We start from the raw sequence: 17,299 nt of genomic DNA on the forward strand, positions 1-17,299 counted from the left end.
CTGATGCAAAAACAGTCTAAGCCCTGACGATAGCAAGACTAATACTTATATTTAAGGGAGAATCACTCAACAAGGGTTGTGACACCATGAAACGACTTTACTATTTAGCCGATAACATTGACGATGTTGAACGTATTTCAGAAGACTTACATGCTGAAGGTATCACCAACTGGCGTTTCCACGTCTTAAGTCGAGATGATGCGGGCCTGTATAACCACCAGCTCCATGCGGCAAACCCAATACAGCGCTGCGATATGATTCATCGTGGTGAACAAGGTGCGATGATTGGCTTATTAGCTGGTTGCTTCGCGGGCTACTTTGCTCTCCAGCTCACGCCAACCGGCAGCGATGTCCACTGGATGACATTCGTGGCAGTGATAGTGCTATTTACAATGTTTGGTACCTGGGTTGGCGGCCTCGCAGGACTCTCTCATGAGAATTATAAAATTAGTCAGTTTCATGATGCCCTGGACAGTGGTAAATATTTGATTATGGTTGATGCACGACGTCACGAAGAGCCTAGAGTTCGTGCCAATATGAATCAATATCACCCTGAGGCTAGCTATGTGGGCGTAGACTCTGTTTTCACCAACCCTCTGGCGCACCTTCATCCTACTAATCATCTTTGAGCGCACTGCGATCCACAGGACTAAGCCTGGGCTGTTAAAGCAGCATTGCTCACTACTAGACATTCAATGTGCTCGGTGTCAACATGTGTCGTACTTTATAAAAAAGCAAATCTAAGGTTGTCGCGACACATGCAAAAACCTTCTTATCACCACGGTAACCTAAAAGCAGCTTTACTTTCAGTGGCCCTTGACCACGTTCGACAGTATGGCGCAGATAAAGTCAGTCTTAGAGCACTGGCGCGTGACTTAGGAGTTTCTCAAACTGCACCCTATCGCCACTTTGCAGATAAAGATGCACTGCTCGCTGAACTTGCCGCCGAAGGTTTCAATTTACTAGCACATGCCCTACAACCCGCCACCCAAACGGCTCAGCAAGATCCCATTCAGGCCATGGAGCAAGCTGGTGTCAGCTATGTCAACTTTGCGCTTACTCATCCAGAACATTATCGCTTGATGTTTGGTAGTGCCCACTTCCATGAAAAATGCTTTCCTGGGCTGGATCGCACCACGGAGCAATCCTACGATGCCATCTTGCAAATCATTGAGGCAGGCATTAGCCAGGGTGTATTTCGCAATACCGCTACGGAGTTATTAGCGCTAAGTGCCTGGTCTACTGTCCATGGTTTAGCATCATTGCTTATTGATGGGCTTATTGACCAAAGCTGTGTCGACGATAAGGAGCAGCTTATGAAAGCCATTGCCAATACACTTATGCAGGGCATTTTAACTCACCCTGCTTAATACACTTATCAACTTATTAAAGCAGTGTTTCTTTTAAAGGCCTATGCTAAACAATTAAAAGCACCTCTGTTAAGTCCTCCGTGCTTATTAAGTCCTTCAGTTTACTCGCTAGCTCATGGCCAATAAAAAATATCAATGGTTGGAAAAGTTAAATGATATTGAACATCAAATTGGTGATGTTTTGCTGTGGGTTATTGCCATTGGAGCGATACTCTGGCCTTGCTATGTATGGTTAAAAGGAATTGCAGAGTAGTAACAAAAAAATAAGGCGGCACCTGCCGCCCTATTTCATCAAGCCAACAATGTTTTTAATAAACTTACATTGTATCCAAGCTTGCCTTCATTTTTTCAAACTGTTGATTAATTTCCTCTGATGGCTCATCTGTGGCTAAGGTGACACCAATAATAGCTACCAGTGAAAGAATAATACCTGGAATGATTTCATATAAATCAAACCAACCACCTTCAAACTGTTTCCATACCACTACGGTCAAGCCACCTACGATAATACCTGCCAATGCACCAGGCAAATTCATGCGCTTCCAATACAGGGAGAGAACCAATGCCGGCCCAAATGCAGCGCCAAAACCAGCCCAAGCGTATGAGACTAAATCAAGTACTTTGCTGTTTTCATCCAACGCAAGTAATGTCGCTACTACGGCAATACTTAAGACGGCAATCCGGCCAATAAGCATCACTTGTTTTGGACTTGCATCTTTTTTGACAATCGCTTTATAAAAGTCTTCGGCCACTGCTGATGAGCACACTAAAAGCTGGGAATCAGCCGTACTCATAATGGCGGCTAAAATAGCGGCTAATAAAATACCTGCAATTACAGGATGAAATAGCGCATTCACCATCACCATAAAAACAGTTTCTGAGTCACCGATTGTTTGCTCCATGCCAATTCCAGCAAAACCAACTAAGGCTGCACCAAACAAGCTTATTGCTGTCCAGCTAACGGCAATTCTTCTTGCTGTTGGAATTTCTTTATTCGCACGAGCCGCCTTAAAGCGCGCAAGAATATGAGGTTGCCCAAAATAGCCTAACCCCCAGCCCAGCAAACTAAGGACTGCAATGAGTGAAAGCGGATCACCCTTAACATCATTAAACAAGGTCAAAAGCTCTGGGTTTTTCGTCTTAACGGCGGTAAGGGTTGCCTCAAGCCCGCCATTGGTTTGAATAGCAATGACTGGCACAATCAGTAATGCAGCAGCCATCAGGAGACCTTGCACCAGGTCCGTCCAGGACACGGCTAAAAACCCACCAAATAAGGTATATGAAACAACACACACCATGCCAATCAATACCGCCCATGTATAATCAACCCCAAAAACCTGATTGAATAGTTTGCCACCAGCCACTAATCCAGAGCTGGTATAAAACAAGAAAAAGAGCAAGATAAATATGGCACAAATCACTTGCAGCAAGCTGGTGCGATCTGCAAAACGGTTTGAGAAAAATTCAGGTAACGTTAATGAGTTGTTGGCGATAATACTGTAGGTGCGCAACCGACGAGCCACAATTAGCCAATTAAGCCATGTGCCCACCAACAAGCCTATTGCTAGCCAGGCTGACTCCATCCCGGATGCAAAGGCATAACCGGGTAACCCAAGTAACAACCAACCACTCATATCCGAAGCCCCTGCACTTAATGCAGCAGGCCATGGGCCTAATGAGCGTCCTCCCAAAAAGTAATCCGTAGAATCTGCTGTCCGCCGATAAGCCCACCAGCCAATCAACAACATTCCTACGAGGTACACTAAAAACGTTGAGGTAATAATTACGTTATTTACTGCTTCTGACATCAAGTTAAACCCCACTACTGGTAGTGTCTTCCGACACGTTATTGTTATTCTCCAAAAAGCATCCCAGCTAATCCAGAGCATTGCTGTCGTAAAATCCACGGGCAAAACGAATTGCTCACTTCACTCGTGTTAATTTATTAGCTCCTTGCTCACTCTTGTTATGAAATCAACCCTGGGTCAACGCTGACCAGAGGTTGATTAAGCACTGCGCCAATGAAGACAGCAGCGATAAAAACCTGCAGCCACTTTTGGACTGCTCAGGCATTTTTAAAAAAGAAAAGGCGCGAGTCTACACTGACCCACGCCTAAAGGCTACACGCTCTCGGTACCCAGTGACAATAGCGTCGCATTGCCACCCACTGCAGTGGTATTAACCGTGCGCGTGCGTTCTGTAGCAAATCGATAAAGATAATGGGGGCCTCCAGCCTTGGGACCTGTTCCAGATAACCCTTGTCCACCAAATGGCTGTACCCCTACAACAGCACCAATTTGGTTACGATTAATATACACATTACCAATGCGTACCCTGCGATCAATATACTCAGCAGTTGCTTCGTTTCGGGTATGAATGCCCAGTGTCAGTCCATAACCCGCCTGGTTGATCTGCTCTAGCAACTGATCAAGCTCCTGAGCCGCATAAGTCACTACGTGCAAAATCGGCCCAAAGTTTTCCTTCTCCAACTGAGCCATCGAATTAATTTTGAAAGCAACAGGTGCAACGAAGTGACCTTTTTGAGCAGAAGGCAAGGCTCCCTCGGCAATAACCTCAGCCTCTTGCTGCATTTGTTCAATATGCCTAATCAGTAGTTGTCTGGCATCGCTATCAATTACTGGTCCAACATCAGTGGATAATGCACTCGGATCACCGACTTTTAACTCCGCCATCGCCCCTGCCAACAGTTGCAGTATGCGTGGTGCCACGTCTTGCTGCACAAATAACACCCGCAGTGCAGAGCAACGCTGCCCGGCAGACGCAAATGCTGATTGCACAACATCTCGAACCACCTGTTCAGGAAGTGCAGTGCTATCCACAATCATGGCATTCTGACCACCGGTTTCAGCAATAAACGGAATTATGGCCCCCTTTCGTGCAGCCAGTGTCCGGTTTATGGCTTGAGCCGTTTGGGTAGAGCCGGTAAAGGCCACCCCCCCTATTCGCTCATCCGCAACGAGTTTGGCACCAACTGTTGCCCCATCACCTGGCAAGCATTGAATAACATTACTGGGTATACCGGCTTGCAGTAACAGTTCAACAGCCCGATACGCGATCAAGCTAGTTTGTTCCGCAGGCTTTGCAATCACTGTATTGCCTGATACTAATGCAGCAACAACCTGCCCCATAAAAATAGCCAGTGGAAAGTTCCAAGGGCTAATACAGACAAAAACACCTCGACCTTGCCAGTACAAGTGATTACTTTCTCCCGTAGGGCCAGGCATCACTTGCTCAGCACCAAACATTTGCTGCCCCAACAGCCCATAGTAGCGACAAAAGTCAACGGCTTCTCGAATCTCATCAATACTATCTTGGATAGTCTTACCTGCTTCTCGATGACAGAGTGCAATCAACTCAGCCATATTCGCTTCCAGCAAATCAGCAACACGCTGCAAACAGGCAGCACGCTCAGAGACTGGCGTGATATTCCAACTGGCCCAACTGTCATAAGCCACTTGCACAGCCTCTGTAACTTGCTCATCCGTAGCCCATGAAACACGACCAACCTTATCGTCAGAATTGTAAGGACTGACAACAGGTTCTACGTTCTTATCAAGCAACGGCTTGCCATTGATTAATGGACCTGCTTGCCACTGGTGATGCATAAAACTCTGTCGTTGCTCTGCCAATGGTTGCCACTCGGATTGAATAGCAATGTTGAAGCCTTTGGAGTTCAGGCGTTGGCTACCGTAGAGATGAGATGGCAGAGGAATGCGGTTATTGGCGACACAGGCGTACTGCTGAATTTGTGCTACTGGATGTTTAACCAGTTCAGAAACGGGGGTTCTGGCATCCACTAAGCGGTGCACGAAAGATGAGTTAGCACCATTTTCTAACAATCGACGTACCAGGTAGGGCAATAAGTCTTTGTGTGCACCTACAGGTGCATAAATTCTCACGCTCTGCTTATAGTTGGTAATGACGGTATTATACAGCGCATCGCCCATACCATGCAGCCGCTGGAACTCGAACTCTTTGTGAGTTGCCATAGTTAACACGCTGGCTACGGTATGCGCATTATGACTGGCGAACTGAGGGTAAATGAGTCCTCTTAAGTGCCCTTCCAATAAAAAGCGCGCACAAACCAAATAGGAAATATCAGTCGCTTCTTTACGGGTAAAAACCGGATATCCAGCTAACCCCAGTTGTTGACAGTGCTTGATCTCACTATCCCAGTAAGCACCTTTCACCAAGCGAACGGGTATGCAATCACGCTGTTGCTTCGCTAATGATGCAAGCCAGGCTAAAGCCGGTAAAGCACGCTTAGAATAAGCCTGTACGACTAACCCCAACTTGCCCCAACCCTGGCTTACCGGATCTCGATAAAGCTTCTCAAACAACTGCAGTGATAGCTCTAAACGATCAGCCTCCTCAGCATCAATAGTAATGGCTACATCATGCTCGCGAGCCAGAGTAATTAATGAACGTACTGTCTCAAATAATTCAGTTAATACCCGCTGTGAGTGAGTTGGTTCATAACGAGGGTGAAGTGCCGATAGCTTGATCGAAATAGAAGGGCGTGGTGTCGTACCCTCACTTTTATAGTTATCTTTGCCTACAGCCGCTATCGCCTGCGCATAATCATCATAATATTTTTTAGCATCAGTCTGAGTGAGTGCTGCCTCACCCAACATATCAAAAGAATAAGTGAAACCTTTGTCCCTGGGCTTATAGCTGTTCTTCAACGCTTCTTTTATAGTACGCCCCAGCACAAAGTGCTTGCCCATGATTTTCATAGCTTGGTGCATTGCCTGCCGCACCACGGGCTCACCTAAACGGTTAACTAATCGATTAATGACATTAGTGGGCGCACCATCAATTTGGCTATCTAGCGTAACAACCTTCCCTGTCAGCAATAACCCCCAAGTCGACATATTGACTAACACAGAGTCACTTTTCTTTAAGTGACCCTTCCAGTCGGCCACGCTCAACTTATCTTTAATCAAGGCATCAGCAGTCTCTGCATCAGGAATACGCATCAAAGCTTCCGCCAAACACATCAGCAAAATGCCTTCTTGCGTATCCAGGCTGTACTCAAGCAAGAGGGCATCAATCATATGAATAGCATCATCTTGAGCTCGAACCTGCTCAATTAACCGGGTGGCTTGTTCAGTGACTTTTTGAAGTTGTTGGGCATCAGGTTCAGCTTCAGCAATAAGCTGTTGTACATAACCTGTTTCATCAACTGCATAATTTTGGCTGATGAATGGCCATAAGGTTTGTGGTTGTTGCTGAATAAAGGCTGGATCAAATACCTGTTTGACCGGAAACATACACCCTCCCCGACAGCCTGGTCACAAACCATCGAGCAATAGGCAAACTCACCCCAAACACAAAGGATGGTTTTCTCTGCAGTTACCCTAATTGGCGATAGGTGGCGTGCTAGGCTGTACAAAAAAATGCTTTGTTTGTTATCAACCCCTGACCCGAGTTGTTAATTGTTATGAGCCAAGGTTCCAAAAAATAAAGCGATGGTTTTAAGTGTTATACCCACAGCAAAGAACAGCCTCCACAGGGTATAACTGTTGTTATTAACCCAAATGTAACGTCAGGAAGGTTACAGGTCTTACAAAAAACTATGATTTTTTTGTAAAAAACTCTGATTTAGGACTATGCATTTCTTAAAATTGCATTTTTAGCTGATTTTTAACGCAGCACTTGCAAGCGCAATAGTTTTTCGACAGCCTCACATTGAGAGACAAGCACCATGACTCCACTTACGCAACTGGCCTGGGGTTTGTCCCGTCTTCTGTTTTAATGCATGAGTCAAAGCACTCTGACTAGAGAACCCTGCCTGTTGAGCAATATCAATGAGAGACAAAGAGGTTGTAGTAAGTAACGCTTTAGCACGCTGAATTCGCAGTTGAGTAACATATTGATGAGGGGTCAATCCTGACTGAGCCTTGAATACTGCGTGAAAGTGGCTCGGGCTTAAACAAGCTTGACGTGCAAGCTGGATAATTGAAATCTTTTGATGTAAATGACGTTCCACATAACTTTCGAGCCGGCAAAAGTCGAGAGGGGCATTAGGTAATTTGCTGTTTGATGCGTTAATACCTAATTCACTATTGTATTTTACCAATGGACCCACACAGGTTTTCACATTAGCAATTGACTGAATGCGCTCGCCTACCGCCAGCATGAAACTGACAGCCAAGTGCTGTGCCAGTGCAGTGTTATGAGGAAAACGCTGAACTTCTCGTGCAGCAACATGAATCAGTTGTCTTAACTCAGGATCCAGCTCAAAATAGCCCGGTTGATTAAATAAACGCTCTACAATTTCTGGCGAAATATGACTAGACGAACCATTTAAAGGAATGTTCACCACCCATATACGGTTTTCACCACACCCACAAAAGTAATGGGAGCAGTCTGAAGGAACCAGGCAACCTTTACCTGAATCAACCCAACTACCTTTACCCGCAATTTCAAACTCAGTAGTACCTTCAAGACCAACAACAAGTTGATGAAAAGAGTGCTGATGCCGTTTACTTTGCTGCGGCAGACTCATAACTTCGACTGCATGCATTGTGCTACACCCCACGCAGAATGAGGATCATTTTTCTTGTACGTTTATTCTGGGCGAGGATAGCTCGCTGCACATGACAATGCAACGACTGGATTAATGCAGGATAAAGTAGTCCACATCATAGAAAGATTAAAGAGGCGTTAAGAAGCTAGTCACGATCTTTATTAATCATACGCAATCCAAAACCATTGTCGGTATGACGCACAACTTCCATTTGTAAGCGAGGGGCATCACCTCCAGGTAAACCAACAACCTGAATATCTACCACTGTTCCCAACTCTGGAAAAAAGTCGTCTGCAAGAAGAAATACCCCACCATCGGAAATATCTTGAGTTTTTAGACGCTTAGAATCACCTTCTGGTATGGTCACTTCAACAACAAACGTTACTTTTGTGCGGTCAGTACGCCGTTTTTCCGTCATAGGTTATTGAGACCCCAATACAACTACTCCATAGCTAAGCACAAGCCCTGCCATATCTCCAGTTTTAGGACCATTTATTTAAAAGTAAATCCGTTATGGACTGCAGCCCCACAGCATCCTCCTGATCAAAACGTGCCAGGCTTGGACTATCAATATCTAATACTCCACGACAGTTTCCTTGTTTATCAAATAGCGGTATAACCAGCTCACTACGTGATGCACTATCACAGGCAATATGCCCAGGAAACTGCTGAACATCTGCAACAACCTGAGTTGTTCCTTTCGCTACAGCAGTGCCACACACCCCCTGTCCAACAGGTATCCGGTTACACGCAGGTTTGCCTTGAAAAGGCCCTAAAACCAGTTCTTTATCAGATAAAAGATAAAAGCCAGCCCAGTTAATATCGGCTAATTGCCAAAACAGTAAACTACTTAAGTTAGCAAGGGATGAAATCAAGTCATCATCCCCCTCAAGCAGACCTGCAGCCAAAAGCTGCAGGTCATTATAAAAAGCCGGTTTTTCCATATCAGACAGCTGGTCTGCTATCTCAATCATTAGCTCACCTTTACCCGTTAGTTTTTGAGCCGTTAAGATAATACTGCCGACACTCTTTTAGCGTTTCTGAAATAAGAAATGCTAACTCCAGCGCTTGATCTGCATTTAAACGAGGATCGCAATGTGTATGGTAACGATCGCATAATCCCTCTTCGGTAATCGCTTGAGCACCACCTATACACTCAGTAACATTTTGCCCTGTCATTTCAAAATGAACGCCTCCAGCATAAGTGCCTTCAGCCTGATGCGCAGCAAAGAAGTGTTTAACCTCAGCCAATATGTCATCAAACGCACGTGTTTTGTAGCCTGTCCCTGCTTTAATGGTATTACCATGCATAGGGTCACAGCTCCACAACACTTGCTTTCCTTCTTTTTGGACTGCCTGGATAAGTCGTGGCAAGTTCTTTTCAACCAACCCCGCTCCCATCCGCACGATGACATTGATTCGGCCTGGCTCATTGGCTGGATTCAATGTATCTAATAAGGTAATAAGATCGTCAGTGTTGGTCGTAGGCCCTGCTTTTATTCCAATCGGGTTATGTACCCCTCGTAAAAACTCCACATGGGCACCTTCAACTTGTCGGGTACGATCACCAATCCACAACATATGCGCAGAACAGTCATACCAGTCACCCGTTAGGCTATCCTGACGAGTAAGCGCTTCTTCATAATTCAATAAAAGTGCTTCATGTGAAGTGTAAAAATCTGTCTCACGAATGGCTGATGTGTTATGACTTGAAATACCACAGGCCGCCATGAACGCAAGCGCCTCATCAATACGGTCAGCAAGATGTTGATAACGCTCACCCTGACTGCTGTTAGCCAAAAACCCTAAATTCCAACGATGTACCTGATGTAAGTCTGCCAAGCCTCCTTGGGCAAACGCACGTAATAAGTTTAGGGTCGCGGCAGATTGATTATATGCACGTACTAAGCGGTGAGGATCAGGGGTTCTTGCTTCTGCGGTAAAATCAATACAGTTGATAATATCACCACGATAACTTGGCAGTTCAACACCATCAATCACTTCTGTACCTGCAGATCGAGGTTTAGCAAACTGGCCCGCAAGCCGTCCAACTTTAACCACCGGACAAGCAGCGGCAAACGTCAGCACCACTGCCATCTGCAACATCACTTTGAAAGTGTCTCGAATATTTGTCGCATTAAACTCCGCAAAGCTTTCCGCACAATCGCCACCTTGCAATAGAAATGCCTTACCTGCAGTCACATCTTCAAAATGTTGGCGTAACTGTCGTACTTCACCTGCAAACACTAGTGGAGGCATTTGAGCCAGGTTTTGCTCAACCAGGTTTAGTGTATTTTGATCGGGGTACGTTGGTTGTTGCTGGATAGGGAAGTTTCTCCATCCGGAGGGAGTCCACTGCTTCATAAATAATTACTTGCTCACTTAAATTGCAATCATTACCCAATAATCGATTTTCAAAGCTAATAACGGTTTAATACAAGCCCTTAGTGAGCAGCATAAAACAGCACTATAAGAGTACACACTTTTCATAACACTTTTACCTGTTTTTATTAATGCTTTGCAGTAAAAGCTTTAAACTGTATACATCACTAAGGGTCTTCATCCAAGATATCCACCATCTATAAGGTGTATTATTTGGTAAGCCCAGATTATGCAAGGTTAGTATAGTCTTCGCAAATGTTCTTTGAGTGTAGCTGCTCAATAAAACCAGTCTCATCGCGAATACTCACATGGTTTCCATCTGGGTCGACGATATTAATAACTAACCCCCATTCATGTTCGACAATGCCTGCATTTGAATCATAGGCTCTAACATTATCTAACGCTGCCTGAATATCTTTTACATTGAGCCTGAGTTTGGTCGCGCTTTCTTCAACTGACTTTCCTTCGCGCTTTGCAACGCCTTCCGTTTCAATCATTAAATAAGCAGTACCCAATGCCAAACACGTCAGTCGAAAGTCTCCATCCACTTTTTCAAACATTAAGGGCAAGTCGAATAATTCACGATAAAATGCTACACATTCATCATAGTTTTCTGTGTTTAGAATAATACCATAGCGCTCAATATCCATATCTGCTCCTTATGATAACGCGATATTTACTGCAAAGTCGGCATGAATACGAGTGGTATCAAACAATGCAACTTGAGTATCACTCTGTTTGACAAGTAAGCCTATCTCTGTACAGCCCAAAATAACACCTTCAGCTCCTTGCTCACTTAACTTATCAATAATATTTAAATAAGCCTTTTTGGATGCATCTGAAACCTTTCCTTGACACAGCTCTTGATATATAACCTGATGTACAATTTGCCTATCCTGGTCATTTGGCGTCAGTACATTTAACCCGTACTTTTCGTGCAAACGACCTTTATAAAAAGCATCTTCCATAGTAAAAGCCGTACCAAGCAACCCTACCGTTTTAATATCTTGAGAAACAAGTTTTTTAGCCGTTGCATCTGCAATATGTAATAATGGGACTGCTATTTTACTTTCTATATAAGGTGCTACTTTATGCATAGTATTTGTACAAATTATAATAAAGTCAGCCCCTGCAGACTCAAGACAGATGGCTTTTTTTGCCAGTAAGTGAGCTGCCTCATCCCATTTGCCGGTATGCTGCAACCTCTCTAGAGGTGCAAAGTCAATACTGTATAAAATAATTTCTGCCGAGTGTAGCCCACCTAATTTTGATTTAACTGCATCATTTATGTGTTGATAATAACTGGCAGTACTTTCCCAACTCATCCCTCCCAACAGCCCAATTGTTTTCATCATATAATTCACCTATTTGAGCCAAAATATGCGCAGCGTATTTCAACGTTAATTATAAAAAAATATTTAACGTATTGAGCTATATTCCTTCTTCAGCTATTGAACGATCAACTTGAATAAACTCAATAGGTGCACCATTTTCTTCAATAAAAGCAACGATAACTCCTGGACTAGGGCTATTAGGTTTGATGATCACATTTTTCCCTTCAATTGCAGCACTAAGATCTTCAACCTCAAAGGCAACATGAGGTAGCTCTTTTACAATATTTGGAAAATTTGCATCTTCGTCATACCTTACCCATTCGATTCCATATTCATTCTTCCCATAGCCACTTACATACATTTTTAAATGAGGTAAATATTTTTCATCTGGTAGTTTTTGCTTTGTAGGAATACCTAAATGGTGATACTTCATAAAAAAACATTCCTGCTCTTCAAGTCATAGATACTAGCAATAGTTTCTTTTTAAACATAAGGTTCCTGTTGTGTAGTACAGTGAATACTGCCGCCCCCCGCCGCAATACCATCAATTTTTATCTGTTCTATCGTTCGCTTTGGAAATACTTCCTGTAGAGTTTTTTTAGCGGCCTGATCTGCAGCTTTATCACCAAACCCTTGCATAATAACTGCACCATTACATAAGTAAAAACCAATATAGCCTGCCGCAAAATCCTCTGACGCGTATTCCTCACGAATTGTCATTGGTCCTTCTAGCGTAAGCACCTTCAGTGGCTTACCTTGTGCATCCTTAGCAGCACGTAGTAATTCTAAATGACGTTTTGTGACGTCATGATCAAATGAGTGAGGATCAGGATCATAACCCGCTAATACTACCCCAGGTTTTGCAAAACGAGCGTAAAAGTCTGTATGTCCATCAGTAATATCTTTACCTTTAATTCCGGGTAGCCATATTATCTTATTTAAACCTAACAGAGGCATCAGCCAATCTTCAAACTGAGCTTTAGAAATACCTGGATTTCTATTTTTATTTAACGTACAACTTTCAGTAATGATGGCAGTACCTTGACCATCAACTTCTATCCCCCCACCTTCTAGTACCAGCCGGGTATTTAAAAGCTTAACACCAGCCTTACTGGCAACTAGTTTGGCTACCTTAGCGTCATGATTATGCTGCTGCTTATTGCCCCAACCATTAAAATTAAAGTCAACCGCTGCTTTTTGTCCTTGCTGTGTCATCACAAATACAGGCCCTGTATCTCGCATCCACAGGTCATTCAAATCCGCAACAACTAACTCTACCTTATCACCCACCATCTGTCGTGCTAAGTCATACTCACTCTCACGCACTAACATTGAAACAGGTTCATAATGAGCAATTGTTCGAGCAATTGTGGCTAAGTTTTGTTGTACGACTGGTAACAGTTCAGCTCCCCAGATAGATTCTTCGGCGCCAAATGCCATCCACGTCCGCTCATGGGGCTGCCCTTCTTCAGGTGCAAACCAGTCCATGCTACTTTCAGGTTGCTCGCCAGCGACAAGGTTTTGCATACAAAAGCCTGTAACAAGAATACTTGTGTTATAAATAAAACGTCTTCTTGTCAGCATTATAATCCCCTTACCCACAAGTCCATTATGTAGCATAACAAGCTGATTAGTGACTTTCTTATATTTTTTTAATTTATACCCTTCATAATGTATATACACCCACAACAAAGGATATAAGCGAAAAAACGTACTCTACGAACCCTATTTAAAAGTATACTAAACACTTTTAAATAGGATTCTTTATTTTAAACGTTAATGATCAGATAGCCACAGAGCGAATCATACGTTTCATTTTTACAGGAGTTAACTCACGAATATCATACTGTTTCGCCAGTTGCATTATCAACGACTGCTGGGAGCGCTGACTATTGACAGCCAAGTCAATCTGGTAATAACGCTCATTTCGATCCAGTTTTGCTGAAAAGTTCATTATTTCAAAACCACGTACACGACTTGTGTTAAGAATGCGCTCTAAGCACCCCGGGGTATTGCGAGCAACTAAATGTAAATTAAACTGTGGCATTTTTTGTACACTCCATCATTTCCGAATTTGCAGCACCAGGGGGAACCAGTGGCCAGACATTTTGCTGAGGGTCAATTTCTACATGTAATAAAAATGCGCCTGGAGCGCTTAGTAACGTTTGTAATGCTTTTTTTATTTGATTTTTATGCTTGATATGGAGGGCAGGAATATTAAAAGCATTCGCAACTGCGACAAAGTCAGGATTATCATTTAACTCGACTGAGCTATATCGTTCCGTGAAAAATAGTTCCTGCCACTGCTTAACCATTCCCAGGCGATGATTATCAAAAATAATTATTTTAATGGGTAATCGATAACGATTTATTGTAGCTAGCTCCTGTATATTCATCATAATAGAGCCGTCACCAGAGAAGCAGATTACCGTACTATCAGGTTTAGCAAACTGAGCTCCTATCGCCGCAGGCAAACCAAAACCCATCGTCCCTAGTCCACCACTTGAAAGAAACTGTCTAGGGTGGTGAACAGGATAATGCTGGGCCACCCACATCTGATGCTGGCCAACATCCGTTGTAATAATAGTATTATCAAAGACCAACTCTCCCAGTTCCTTAATAAGTGCAGGCGCATAAATACTTTCACCAGGATGGTCATAACGCCAACAATGCGTCTGCCTTAAGGTTTGGCAATGTTGCTGCCAAGGACTAATATCCAATTTTTGGGACAGTGCTTTAAGGCTATGTTTTAAGTCACCATGTAAGATAACATCAGGTTGACGAAGTTTTCCGAACTCAGCAGCATCAATATCCAAATGAATAACTTTTGCTTTTGGAGCAAATGTATCTAACTTTCCTGTTACACGATCATCAAATCGTGCCCCAACGCAAATCAAAAGATCACAACCTTGTACCGCTAAATTTGCAGCTTTGGTTCCATGCATACCCAGCATACCCAAATAATTTGGGTTTTGCTCCGTATCATTTCCCAAGCCTTTTAATGTCACAACGGATGGAATTCCCGTCTCTTGCGAAAACGCTCTAAACCTTTCTACAGCATCAGCCAAAACTACGCCACCGCCACTATAAAGGACAGGCCGCTGACTTTGAGCAATTAAATGCTTAGCTTGGCGAATTGATTCATCACCGCAACAAACGGGGTCGTCAATCGTCATCTGCAAGTTTAACGGTACAATTTGAGCTAATTGAATATCCTTTGGTACATCAATTAATACTGGTCCGGGACGTCCAGACTGGGCAATAACCATTGCTTCTTCAAGGATTCGTGGCAGTTCTTGAATATTTTTTACAAGGTAATTGTGCTTTACGACAGGGATCGACATACCCAAGATGTCCACTTCTTGAAACGCATCTGTGCCAATTAAAGGTGAAGCAACTTGACCCGTTATAAACAACAGAGGGATAGAGTCCAGATAAGCATTTGCAATACCCGTAAGTAGGTTTGTAGCGCCAGGGCCTGAAGTTGCAAGACAAACCCCGAGTTTACCTGAGCTACGGGCATAAGCCTCTGCAGCCAAAGCAGCACCTTGCTCATGGCGACATAGGATATGGTCAAGCTGGCTATCATATAAAGCATCATAGACAGGCATGATTGCGCCACCAGGATAACCGAACAATGTTGAAACACCCGCCTGCTGTAATGCCTGAATAATATACTCTGCGCCATTCATGCTGTAATTACCATTAACTATTATAAGCTGCCAAAAAAAAACCCCCGGGGTTTTGCCTCGGGGGTTTTTAGGTATCCTTTCTTTAGTTGCTATGCAGGAAAACCCCCTCGTTGGTGAATAATCACCACGAGTTTAATAATCTTAATGAGTTTACCTACAAATAAATCGTACATATCAAAAACTAATGTCATAAACCTGTCTAAATTAGAGCTTCGCTAACCAACCAATTTAAAGCTCTAAACAATTTTCAAAAAAATATTGATGAAAATGAACGTTTTAAATAAATTCACCAACATTAATTAAGCTGTACAAACGTTCTATATAGACCTTGCCAACTCAACATAAATAAACCGCTTACTAGTCTAGCCGAATTTCACTGCAAGCAAGAGCAACACTTAATTCCTAGATGTACTTATCAATACACTTAACGAAATATATGCGTATAGACTGCTCTCTTACTAACCATGGCTTGCAGTGTCGAGCTATAACCAAATAACAGCATAGTTTGATGATGATTACAACCCTAAATTTAACTTTTTCCTATTAACTAGTTGAGTGAGACATCATCTTAGCCTTCTTCAGGACTATTTCTCACAACGTAATCTGACTAGTGGTGATTTTTTAAACTGGCAGGGTGTATTTGTATTATCTACACTTGTAATGTGAAACCTAAATGCTGGAGGAGCGCAATGATTCGGCATAAACATAGCCTGGTTGAAGAATTTCCTCATTATCGCGACAAAATTTCCCGCCTAAAGCAAGAAAATCCTGAGTTTGCAAAACTAGCAGCTGAGTACCATGAAATTGACCATCAACTCCATGGTTTGCAAATGCGAGAGATACCCATTGATGATGGCTTTTATGGCTCACTCAAAAGAAAAAGGGTTCATATTAAGGATCAAATTTATTCTGCCCTAACAGATTAATAACCCAAGAAATAAACAAGTAATTCTTTCTTGAAATGATGGTCAACACATCTACTGTGGTAGAGTTATGGCATCAATTCTACAGGCGCGAACAATGTTAGTATTTTCATAGAGCCTTAGATACAGAGCTATAACAATAACGTTAGGTCATTATGATTAAAGATTAAATCAGAACTGCCAAGCATCATACAATAGTAAGACCAGTAGCCTATTATGAATAGGCTACTAGAGAAACTCATTCGTTATCTCTTGTATGACTAATTCAACTTGTCCAAAAGTACATGTACTCATGCGACATAACCATATTGTTTTTTTACTTTATGATGTTACCTCTTTAAATAATAAATAAATTAAAACAATTGTCGTTTTCATTGAAAAAGCTATTAACTACTTTAGAAAACTGAGCCTTGAATAGAATAGATTGAAGAATAAAAAGCACCGTTGTAAGCTAAACACACTAATTTTAATGCTAAGATATGAACAAAAAGACAACACGGAGTGTAGCTCAGCCTGGTAGAGCATTGTCGTCTGGTACGGCCTGACTTTTCTAGACAGTTTCTAGGTTTTGAAAATACGCTGCTTCAGCGTTTGCTGGTGAGCACCTGTCATTGTGTGTGTGACGCCTATTGGATTATAAAACATTTCAATATAATGGAATATCACCTGCCTAGCTTCGTCTCTTGTCTTAAATCCCTTTTTCGGTACGCATTCTTTTTTCAAGTTACTGAAAAAACTTTCAGCGACAGCATTATCCCAACAATTACCTCGCCTACTCATACTTGGCTCAAGATTTAAATCTTTTAACAGGCTATGAAAATTCGCACTCGTATATTGCGATCCTTGATCTGAGTGAAACATCACTGTACTTTGGGGTTTCCTGCGCCAATAGGCTGCGCTTAGCGCGTTCATTACCAACTCTTCGTTAATCCGCACACTCATCGACCAGCCCACTACATTGCGCACGAACAGGTCGATGACCACGGCTAAATACAAGAAGCCCTCACCTGTTTTGACATAGGTAATATCAGAAACCCAGCATTGG

16 protein-coding genes and 1 pseudogene are annotated in these 17,299 nt (G+C 42.9%); 4 read left to right on the plus strand and 13 right to left on the minus strand.

Annotated elements, in window-relative coordinates; all coding sequences use genetic code 11:
* Positions 1-86 precede the first annotated feature (86 nt).
* The 3 genes from KHS79_RS17445 (at position 87) to KHS79_RS17455 (ending at position 1,623) form a co-directional block, all read left to right on the plus strand.
* Positions 87-629, plus strand: coding sequence for a hypothetical protein (locus tag KHS79_RS17445; RefSeq protein ID WP_212720636.1), 543 nt, complete (start codon positions 87-89; stop codon positions 627-629).
* Positions 630-758: 129 nt separating this feature from the next.
* Positions 759-1,370, plus strand: coding sequence for a TetR/AcrR family transcriptional regulator (locus tag KHS79_RS17450; protein WP_165773440.1), 612 nt, complete (start codon positions 759-761; stop codon positions 1,368-1,370).
* A gap of 115 nt (positions 1,371-1,485) precedes the next feature.
* A complete protein-coding gene (locus KHS79_RS17455; protein ID WP_157365445.1) occupies positions 1,486-1,623 on the plus strand; it encodes a hypothetical protein in 138 nt (45 codons plus the stop codon).
* A 64-nt stretch (positions 1,624-1,687) separates the two neighbouring features.
* Here KHS79_RS17455 and putP read toward each other — a convergent pair whose 3' ends face one another.
* The 12 genes from putP to ilvG all read right to left on the minus strand — a co-directional run bounded on the left by putP (position 1,688) and on the right by ilvG (position 15,331).
* The gene (putP, locus tag KHS79_RS17460) at positions 1,688-3,178 is read right to left on the minus strand and encodes a sodium/proline symporter PutP (RefSeq protein ID WP_094787838.1); all 1,491 of its coding nucleotides are present in this window, start codon (positions 3,176-3,178) and stop codon (positions 1,688-1,690) included.
* A 312-nt stretch (positions 3,179-3,490) separates the two neighbouring features.
* The gene (gene putA, locus KHS79_RS17465; RefSeq protein WP_212720638.1) at positions 3,491-6,664 is read right to left on the minus strand and encodes a bifunctional proline dehydrogenase/L-glutamate gamma-semialdehyde dehydrogenase PutA; all 3,174 of its coding nucleotides are present in this window, start codon (positions 6,662-6,664) and stop codon (positions 3,491-3,493) included.
* Positions 6,665-7,077: 413 nt separating this feature from the next.
* The gene (locus KHS79_RS17470) at positions 7,078-7,920 is read right to left on the minus strand and encodes an AraC family transcriptional regulator (protein WP_212720640.1); all 843 of its coding nucleotides are present in this window, start codon (positions 7,918-7,920) and stop codon (positions 7,078-7,080) included.
* A gap of 148 nt (positions 7,921-8,068) precedes the next feature.
* Entirely contained in the window at positions 8,069-8,341 is a 273-nt protein-coding gene (locus KHS79_RS17475) for a PilZ domain-containing protein (protein WP_027708264.1), read from the minus strand.
* 64 nt (positions 8,342-8,405) lie between these two features.
* Positions 8,406-8,897, minus strand: a complete 492-nt coding sequence (locus tag KHS79_RS17480; protein ID WP_212720642.1) for a GAF domain-containing protein — start codon at positions 8,895-8,897, stop codon at positions 8,406-8,408.
* Between the two features lie 10 nt (positions 8,898-8,907).
* Positions 8,908-10,287 carry a class II 3-deoxy-7-phosphoheptulonate synthase gene (locus KHS79_RS17485; protein ID WP_094787841.1) on the minus strand — a complete coding sequence of 460 codons (1,380 nt, stop codon included), beginning with the start codon at positions 10,285-10,287 and terminating at the stop codon, positions 8,908-8,910.
* 245 nt (positions 10,288-10,532) lie between these two features.
* Positions 10,533-10,955: a VOC family protein gene (locus KHS79_RS17490; protein WP_212720643.1), complete on the minus strand. Its 423-nt coding sequence runs from the start codon at positions 10,953-10,955 to the stop codon at positions 10,533-10,535.
* Between the two features lie 9 nt (positions 10,956-10,964).
* Complete coding sequence (locus KHS79_RS17495; protein ID WP_212720657.1) at positions 10,965-11,657, minus strand: aspartate/glutamate racemase family protein; 693 nt, start codon at positions 11,655-11,657, stop codon at positions 10,965-10,967.
* Between the two features lie 79 nt (positions 11,658-11,736).
* On the minus strand, positions 11,737-12,072 hold the full coding sequence (locus KHS79_RS17500) for a hypothetical protein (RefSeq protein ID WP_094787843.1): 336 nt from the start codon (positions 12,070-12,072) through the stop codon (positions 11,737-11,739).
* A gap of 50 nt (positions 12,073-12,122) precedes the next feature.
* Positions 12,123-13,223 carry an agmatine deiminase family protein gene (locus tag KHS79_RS17505; protein WP_233468479.1) on the minus strand — a complete coding sequence of 367 codons (1,101 nt, stop codon included), beginning with the start codon at positions 13,221-13,223 and terminating at the stop codon, positions 12,123-12,125.
* A 199-nt stretch (positions 13,224-13,422) separates the two neighbouring features.
* On the minus strand, positions 13,423-13,686 hold the full coding sequence (locus KHS79_RS17510) for an ACT domain-containing protein (RefSeq protein WP_027708453.1): 264 nt from the start codon (positions 13,684-13,686) through the stop codon (positions 13,423-13,425).
* Positions 13,673-15,331 (minus strand): acetolactate synthase 2 catalytic subunit, encoded by a 1,659-nt coding sequence (gene ilvG, locus KHS79_RS17515; protein WP_212720644.1) that lies wholly within the window; start codon positions 15,329-15,331, stop codon positions 13,673-13,675. The genes KHS79_RS17510 and ilvG overlap by 14 nt, the downstream gene beginning before the upstream one ends.
* 689 nt (positions 15,332-16,020) lie before the next feature.
* Between ilvG and KHS79_RS17520 the strand changes: the two genes are divergently transcribed.
* Positions 16,021-16,257, plus strand: a complete 237-nt coding sequence (locus KHS79_RS17520) for a YdcH family protein (protein ID WP_027708451.1) — start codon at positions 16,021-16,023, stop codon at positions 16,255-16,257.
* A 547-nt stretch (positions 16,258-16,804) separates the two neighbouring features.
* On the opposite strand, the pseudogene KHS79_RS17525 reads toward KHS79_RS17520, so the two are convergent.
* Positions 16,805-17,299, minus strand: a pseudogene (locus tag KHS79_RS17525) (IS3 family transposase); the annotation flags it as partial.

Source organism: Zooshikella ganghwensis (genome assembly GCF_018263875.1).
GTDB lineage: Bacteria > Pseudomonadota > Gammaproteobacteria > Pseudomonadales > Zooshikellaceae > Zooshikella > Zooshikella ganghwensis.